The 8,011-nt window shown below is 38.4% G+C and carries 8 protein-coding genes; 1 reads left to right on the top strand and 7 read right to left on the bottom strand.

The annotated features are described in order from the left end of the window. The 5 genes from FFR48_RS22980 to cobU form a co-directional block, all read right to left on the bottom strand. On the bottom strand, nt 1-630 hold a 630-nt coding region (locus tag FFR48_RS22980), incomplete at its 3' end, for a DUF433 domain-containing protein (protein WP_137668966.1). A gap of 146 nt (nt 631-776) precedes the next feature. Beyond that, the gene (thyD, locus tag FFR48_RS22985; protein ID WP_096567015.1) at nt 777-1,697 is read right to left on the bottom strand and encodes a thylakoid membrane protein ThyD; all 921 of its coding nucleotides are present in this window, start codon (nt 1,695-1,697) and stop codon (nt 777-779) included. A 213-nt stretch (nt 1,698-1,910) separates the two neighbouring features. Then, on the bottom strand, nt 1,911-2,060 hold the full coding sequence (locus FFR48_RS29105) for a hypothetical protein (protein WP_187041506.1): 150 nt from the start codon (nt 2,058-2,060) through the stop codon (nt 1,911-1,913). 1,192 nt (nt 2,061-3,252) lie between these two features. Then, the gene (locus FFR48_RS22990; protein ID WP_096567017.1) at nt 3,253-3,681 is read right to left on the bottom strand and encodes a hypothetical protein; all 429 of its coding nucleotides are present in this window, start codon (nt 3,679-3,681) and stop codon (nt 3,253-3,255) included. Between the two features lie 56 nt (nt 3,682-3,737). Then, nucleotides 3,738-4,286 carry a bifunctional adenosylcobinamide kinase/adenosylcobinamide-phosphate guanylyltransferase gene (gene cobU, locus FFR48_RS22995; protein WP_137668967.1) on the bottom strand — a complete coding sequence of 183 codons (549 nt, stop codon included), beginning with the start codon at nt 4,284-4,286 and terminating at the stop codon, nt 3,738-3,740. A gap of 252 nt (nt 4,287-4,538) precedes the next feature. Here cobU and FFR48_RS23000 point away from each other — a divergent pair, with 252 nt between their 5' ends. Then, nucleotides 4,539-5,342 carry a hypothetical protein gene (locus tag FFR48_RS23000; protein WP_137668968.1) on the top strand — a complete coding sequence of 268 codons (804 nt, stop codon included), beginning with the start codon at nt 4,539-4,541 and terminating at the stop codon, nt 5,340-5,342. A 380-nt stretch (nt 5,343-5,722) separates the two neighbouring features. On the opposite strand, the gene FFR48_RS23005 is transcribed toward FFR48_RS23000, so the two are convergent. Then, complete coding sequence (locus tag FFR48_RS23005) at nt 5,723-6,202, bottom strand: hypothetical protein (protein WP_137668969.1); 480 nt, start codon at nt 6,200-6,202, stop codon at nt 5,723-5,725. A gap of 493 nt (nt 6,203-6,695) precedes the next feature. Continuing rightward, entirely contained in the window at nt 6,696-7,778 is a 1,083-nt protein-coding gene (locus FFR48_RS23010; protein ID WP_096567025.1) for a class I fructose-bisphosphate aldolase, read from the bottom strand. Between the last annotated feature and the right edge of the window lie 233 nt (nt 7,779-8,011).

Here is an 8,011-nt window from a genome sequence, read left to right on the forward strand (position 1 = left end):
ATCAAAAGCAAGATCCTCAATTGATTCACCAGCCTTTAATCGTTCAGCTAAAACCGCAGTAGGTATTCCTGTGTCAGCAATTACAAGACGACCAAAAGCAATTCTGGGATCAATTACAACAATGCGTGGGTTATCTTGTTCTTGAGAACAAGTAAATGGAAAAAGTTTAATAGCAAGTCCATTCTTGTCAAACTCAATGCGCTGAAAATGAGTATTAAAAGTATTTTTCAAGTCTGTTAGCCAGTATTCTGAGGCATTATTAATCAGAGAACTATATTTTTCTATGAATAAGTCAACTCCATGAGATTGGAATTTTTTATGAGCTAACGGGTGTGATAATTGAAACTGATCCTCAATTTCATCAAGAGCAATTCTTACCTTATCGCGTTGCATTTGGTGGTGTTTACGAATAGCTCTAAGAACATGAATTTCAACGAGGTTGATAAATGAAAGGAGTTTTGGTTTAATATCTTGAGTTAAAATTAGTGGTTTGGAGAATTGAGAACCATTTGATATTGTTGCTATCCAAGATCGAATAGTACCTGCTGGTATACGTAGGTATTTAGCAGCATCGCTAATAGAATAGGCAGGAATATCTCTAGGATCAACTTCTCCATAAAGGTTGTTCATAAATTTACCTACCAGAGATGTTCTTGTTTATTGTTTATATCATGTTTGAGATATTGATTATATCTGTTGGGGCTGGAAATGGGGAATAGGGAATAGAAGGAAGTTTCCCAATTACCCATTACCCATTACTCATCACCCATCACCAATTATTTCAAAATTTGCATCAATGCTGATTGCAAATTTGGATACTGATAATTAAAACCTGACGCTTGAGTGCGTTGAGGTAAAACCTTTTGCCCCTCTAAAACTACAATTGCCCCATCTCCCAATAATGCGTCCAAAGCAAAACCAGGAACAGGCAACCAAGAAGGGCGATTCATCACCTGTCCCATTGTATTACTTAACTCGCTCATCCGCACAGGATTGGGAGCAGTGGCATTGTATACACCTTGCATTTTGGGCTGGGTTAAAGCTTGGATAATTAAGTTCACAATATCGTCTATGTGAATCCACGAAAACCACTGACGACCGCTACCAATGGGACCACCTGCAAAAAGTTTGAAGGGAGTAATCATTTTACCCAAAGCGCCGCCATGACCTAAAACAATGCCAAAGCGCAAAATTACCAAGCGCACACCGGCATTTGTTGCCTTCTGCGCTTCCGCTTCCCATTCTTGACAAACTTGAGCTAAAAAATCTTGACCTGAAGGGCTATTTTCTTCAAAAGTAGCTGTTTCGCTAGTTCCATAATAACCAATAGCTGAAGCGTTTACCAATACCGATGGTTTAGGGTTAGCCGTAGCTATAGCTTCCACAACTTTTTGTGTACCGAGTTTGCGGCTGTTGAGAATAGCTTGCTTACGTTCTGGTGTCCAACGTTCCTCAGCGATGGGTTCTCCCGCCAAATTTACCACACCATCACAACCAGCAACAGCATCTTGCCAAGCGCCCGATACACCTGGTGTATAAGCCCTAATTTCTACATTTGGGAAAGCCTGAGAGGGAAAAACCTTGTGGGCAGAATTGGTATTTCGACTTAACACCAATACTCTATTACCTTCTTCTTGCAGCCGTTTAACTAGACGACTACCGACAAAACCAGTTGCTCCCGTGATCGCTACTTTCATTGTTAACCTAAACTCAAGCACATTGTACAGTCTTCACTGTTAACTTAATTTAACAATTTTTTAGCTTGTACTGTCTTGTTGTTAAGTTAATTTCTTTGCTGTCACCTGTATTTTGCAAATTATACCAGGTGAAAAAATGATGGCGACAGACGAAAAGCTTATCTAGCAAGCCTTAAACAATCTAAAATCCAAAATCCAAAATCCAAAATCGTATTAACTAGCGTGTTCCCAGTCACTAAGTAATTCACGTTGCTGCTTTTTGGTGTTGTTTTTACGGACTGGCACTTTAGGAACGCCAATATCAACACGAATAAAAGACTGTTTTGCCTTTTTAGCAGATTTGTTTTCTAGTGCGTTTGTCATTGTTCGATACCTTGGATAAAAACTTCAGTCCTAATTTATAACATCACTTTTTTTTAGACACATTCCGGAAGAAAGATTTTATTTTTTGGCAAAATTGTTTAATGATAATAAACATGAGAAACGGTGGGTTTAATTACAGAAAAACCTGGTCTTATAGGGTTTTTATCTCCCACTATAACTTGAAAATTTATTTAGCTATAAAGCTTACTAATTCTAGCTTACAGTCTACAATTACCAGGGGTAAATGCCAAAATATCTCATTATTTGATTTTGGGTTTGATGGTGAAAATAACCTTTGCCTATTCAGCTACGACTCTACAGGGTGATGAGAATTTATTGTAACTTTAAATGGGGGTTGCTGAGAAAGTCTTTCCGTGAGGGCATAGGAGTCAGGAGTCAGGAGTCAGGAGTCAGGAGTCAGGAGGAGATTTGAAAATTTCTTTGCCATCTCTTGAAATCCCCAAAAATGCACACTTTTTCCGGTATACCCTTCAAAACCCTTGCACTAATTTCTGTGTTTATCAGCCTCTAACCTTTGATATATCAAGGTTTTAGGTTTATTCAGCAAACCCTAAATGCTAATTTTTTTTGTGTTTCTGCACTAGGATAGATCAGAAATAAATTTCCATCACTAGGCGATAAAATTCTTAACTGATCAGATACAAAATTTGATGTTGGCTGTTTTGCTAACCATTCATCATACACAGACGATAAATGGAAATCAGTAGAATTTTCGTAAGTAGGGGTTGCTGAGAAAGTCTTTCCGTGAGGGCATAGGAGTCAGGAGTCAGGAGTCAGGAGTCAGGAGTCAGGAGTCAGGAGGAGATTTGAAAATTTCTTTGCTATCTCTCGAAATTCCAAAAAATGCACACTTTTTCAGGTATACCCTTCAAAACCCTTGCACTTTTTTCCTCTTTATCAGCGTGTAACCTTTGATATATCTGGGTTTTAGGTTTATTCAGCAAACCCTACTTAGTTCTTTCTGTGACTCTGGAAACATTTCTTTGTCCTGTATATGCAATATACACCAGAAGAGTTTGGACACAGTGCGGATTCGATTTTGATTTTGGAAGAAAGCAAGTAAACAAAAAGATCCCGGACTTTTTAAAGAAGTCGGGATCTCTGCAATTATGAGTGAAAATCAAAAATAATTTCAAAAAATAATTTAACAACTTATTTTGTGAACAAATTGTTAAATTGATGAAGGCACATTTTCCAGCAAGCGATCGCGAATTTCTATCAATTGTTCTTGAGTATTAACTGGACATCTTGGCGGTGGTAGTTCATTATTAGGCCAAGTAGGCAAATAATAACAAGGACACAATATTGATGGCATTCCCATAGTTTTAACAGGTACTGGCATCGCGCAGCGCCCACAAGGCAGGACTTCCCAAGTTGGGGTTAGCAGTTCGGCTATGTTTTCTTGAGTATCTTCTAAATAACAATCACGGGTTTCTAAGGCAAGAATTTGTTGCCAACACTCTTCAAACTCTGGACTATAGTTATTGCCCTTTAGCACTGGGTTAGGCAAGAAACTTTGATTACTATGACCGACTATCACTTTCTTCCCTAATTGAAACCAGTGAGCAAGATATTTTTTTACGTTTTGTTTGTTTGCCATATATTAATTGTAGATTTAAATGAGGGAATCTGAGTCCATTAATCCTTAATTTTGCATTAAGATTTGCTTGGTGGTAAGGGAAACCCAAGAACACTGAGATTAAGAACATGACCACCAGTTACTAAGTAAACCGATTCACATATTGCACCTAACTGACGGACTAAACTACCTAAGCGATCGCGAAATTTTCGACCTATAGGATAAGCTGGAACTACACCCCAACCAGTTTCTTCAGCAACAAACAGCAAATCAGCATCAATTAAACGTACTACTTCTAACAATTCTGCTAAGGTTGTTTCCCAGCTTAAATCATCCTCTTCCAAAAAATTAGCTACCCAAGTTCCCAAAGAATCAATCAAAATACAGGTATCAGATTTGGCATTACTGAGAGTGTCCGCCAGTTCCACAGGTACACACAGAGTTACCCAATCTTGTGGACGACGTTGTTTGTGTTTTTCAATGCGTTCTTGCCACTCTTGATCCTGGGGATTTTCCATTGCTGTTGCTATATAAATAACCTGTTTCCCGGACTGAATTGCTAAATTTTCTGCCCATTCACTTTTTCCTGAACGTGCTGGACCTGTTACTAAAATAACTCTACTCATAATTAATTATATTAATTGCCAATAAAAATACAACGCCTACCAACCCTTTGCACAAGAAAACCAGATAAATTTGCACTTTTGACAAACTTCCAAAACTCACATCTTGCACCTTCTCAATAAAAGTGCAGTGGGCATTGCCCACCCTACGCAATAATCAGGGTTGTAGACTTAGATTTTCACAATAAGATGATGGTGCAAGATATGATAATAGTTAAAAAGTATCGGCAGCACAAGAAGCTTTAGGATCTGTTTATGAAACCAGGTTTAAAACGCATTGAGGCAACTTTACATGATTTAGGGATACGTAGTACCGACTTACCACCAGAAACCAGTGATGGGACAAAACGCCCATTCTCCTTTAGAATTAGCATCGGAGCTAAAAAAAGCCAAGAAGTTAAAGAAAATTCAGCCAATCAAGACATTAACACAGTTGATATAAATACCAATAAAGAAACCAATCCCCAATCACAGCCACATTTATTTTCTAAACATAATTCCGTACAAACTTTCCCAGCCCAAGAAACTGAAGTCAAAACACCTAGCTTACCCAAGTTTAAAACACCGAGCTTTAGTAACCATCGTCACGGTGCAAATCCAGCATTAGCGATGAATCTTTTACAAGAGATTCAAGAGATTGTAGCAGGATGGCAAACAGAATTACAATCAATTCTCCAGCAAATTCAGGATATTTATTTAGAAGGTCCAGTGATTAATGGCTGGTTAGAGTCGAATCCCCAAGAACCAGAACCAGGGGGAACTGCAACCCTGCGTCATGGGGAAGTTGAACGACTAATGGATTATGTGCAAGAGATTTGCGAGTCAAAAGAGAATGCTTCTTATCAATCATCCCGTACTGGCTACCGCCTTTGTGGAATTGATGCTACTGGTAAAGCCTGGTCGCGTCAATGTCCAGTTGATCAAGTTCCTCAAGTTAGCATGGCTATTGCCCGTTACCAAAAATTACGTCAGCTTTTTGGACGTAAACAATCTCTGGAAACTCGTTTAAACCAATTAGCGGAAACTCTTGTGGCTTTACACAGCCATATTCAACAGTGATAAGTAGGTAAGCGTTAAAAATTGTCGTTATGATCAGGCTGAAGGCAGAAGGCAAGAAGCCTATTCTGCGGAATTTTTTGCTTTTTTCCCTGGAAAGGGGAGGTTTTAAACCTTAAATGAAACAATTGTCAATGGTCAATTGTCAATTTTTACTTAGGGTTTGCTGAATAAACCTAAAACCTTGATATATCAAAGGTTAGAGGCTGATAAACACAGAAATTAGTGCAAGGGTTTTGAAGGGTATACCGGAAAAAGTGTGCATTTTTGGGGATTTCAAGAGATGGCAAAGAAATTTTCAAATCTCCTCCTGACTCCTGACTCCTGACTCCTGACTCCTGACTCCTATGCCCTCACGGAAAGACTTTCTCAGCAACCCCTACTTAATAATCTCCTCTTGCAGCTTTATTTCTGATTAACTCCTGTTCAATTTCACTCTTTTCATAATCCTGTGCGCCAAAAGTTCGTTTTAGGGGTTCATTACCCAACTCTTCCCCTGCACGTTTGAGCATCTTGATCGGATTTTTTTGTCTACTTCCAGTTCCCAAATCTTTAGGAATTACTTCACCTGCACGCTTGCCACTTTCGATATAATCATCACCTATTTCTGGTCTTGTATATACCTTGGCTTTCCCCCTTTCTTTAGTTGAGTAAAAAGGTCTAACAACATCAGTTCTCACTAATTTCCCAGCTTTATTAGAATAATATGGTCGAGTTATTTCTGGCTTTTGGTTTTTCAGGGAATAATAACCAGCAGCCTGAGCCGAAAGCATAGGTAAGCCAATTAACCAGATTAAACCAGCTAACATCAATATAGCAAGTTGGCGGTGAATTTGATTAAATAATCTCTTTATTTCCCACATGAGAAAAATGTCCTTTTGAATATTTTACAAATGCCTAAATCTTAAAAAAATCTCCTTTAACTAACGTCTTACTTGGGGTTGGTTAAATGTATATAAAAAGTAATGTAAATAGGGCTTGCTGAATAAACCCAAAATACTCGTAAATCAAAGGTTTGAGGCTGATCAGGAGGAAAGAAAGTGCATGATTTTTGAAGGGTACACCTTAAAAACTGTGCATTTTGGGTCTGATAAATTAGAAAATCTGGGGATAACAGATAGCTCAAACTATTCCCTATTCCCTATTCCCTGCCTCAATGAAGGGACTTTTTCAGCAAACCCTAAATACAGCAGTAGGAGTTTAGCAATGCTAAACCCCTACAGGTTTCCTATCCCCATGATGAGACTTTGATGGCTTACACCATGCTGCGGTATCAAAAAATCATTTCATACATCAGGTATTTGCAACAAAACAAAACCAAGCTGCAAAATCAAGCTGCAAAATCAAGCTGCAAAATCAAGCTATAGTTACCTGATGTGATAAATAAACATCTTGAATAGCGTGAAACAAGCGCACCCCTTCCTCAAACGGACGCTGAAAAGTCTTTCTGCCAGAAATTAATCCTGTACCACCAGCACGTTTATTAATTACAGCAGTTCGTACCGCTTCAGCAAAATCATTTTTACCAGAAGTACCTCCAGAATTAATTAATCCTACCCTGCCAGCATAACAATTTAATACTTGATAACGAGTTAAATCTATGGGGTGTTTTGTGGTTAATTCTGTGTAAACTCGCTCATCAGTTTTACCGTAACTTTTACCTGTAGCTTTAGCAATTGCTTCATAACCATGATTGCATTCTGGTAATTTTTGTTTAATGATATCTGCTTCAATGGTGACACCCAAATGATTCGCTTGTCCAGTTAAATCAGCAGCTAAGTGATAATCTTGATCTTGTTGAAAATTGCTATTTCGCAAATAACACCAAAGCACAGTTGCCATACCCAATTCATGGGCGTGTTTAAAAGCTTGACTTACTTCTTGAATTTGTCTATCAGACTCTGGTGAACCAAAATAAATTGTTGCCCCGACTGCGGTTGCCCCCAAATGCCAAGCTTGCCAAACGTCTGCAAACATAATTTGGTCAAATTGATTAGGATAAGTCAACAATTGATTATGATTTATTTTGGCAATAAAGGGAATTTTATGGGCATATTTGCGGGACACACTGCCTAATACACCTAAAGTTGTAGCCACAGCATTACAACCTGCTTCTATTGCTAATTTCACAATATTTTCGGGATCAAAATAAATTGGATTAGGTGCAAAAGCAGACCCCGCTGAGTGTTCAATACCTTGGTCCACAGGGAGGATAGAAAGATAGCCTGTATTTGCTAAACGTCCGGTAGAATAGATTTGTTGTAAATTTCTTACCACACGGGGAGAGCGATCGCTATTGATCCAAACTCGATCTATAAAATCTGCTCCTGGTAAATGCAGCAAATCTGAAGAAACCTTGGCTTTATATGTTAGCAAATCTTCTGCTTCTTTACCTAGTAATGATTCCAAGGAATTGGGTTGTAATAAGGTTGTAGTCATATTTTTTTCTCACGTACACAACCAGAAAACTTAGAAAGGGTTTTGGTTAAACACTATTACTATTTAGGGCTTTTAAATGATGATTTTGTCTACTTTCCCAAGACATATATAAATAGGGGTTGCTGAGAAAGTCTTTCCGTGAGGGCATAGGAGTCAGGAGTCAGGAGTCAGGAGTCAGGAGGAGATTTGAAAATTTCTTTGCCATCTCTTGAAATCCCAAAAAATGCACACTT

The organism is Sphaerospermopsis reniformis, from assembly GCF_005402885.1.
GTDB classification, from domain to species: Bacteria; Cyanobacteriota; Cyanobacteriia; order Cyanobacteriales; family Nostocaceae; genus Sphaerospermopsis; species Sphaerospermopsis kisseleviana.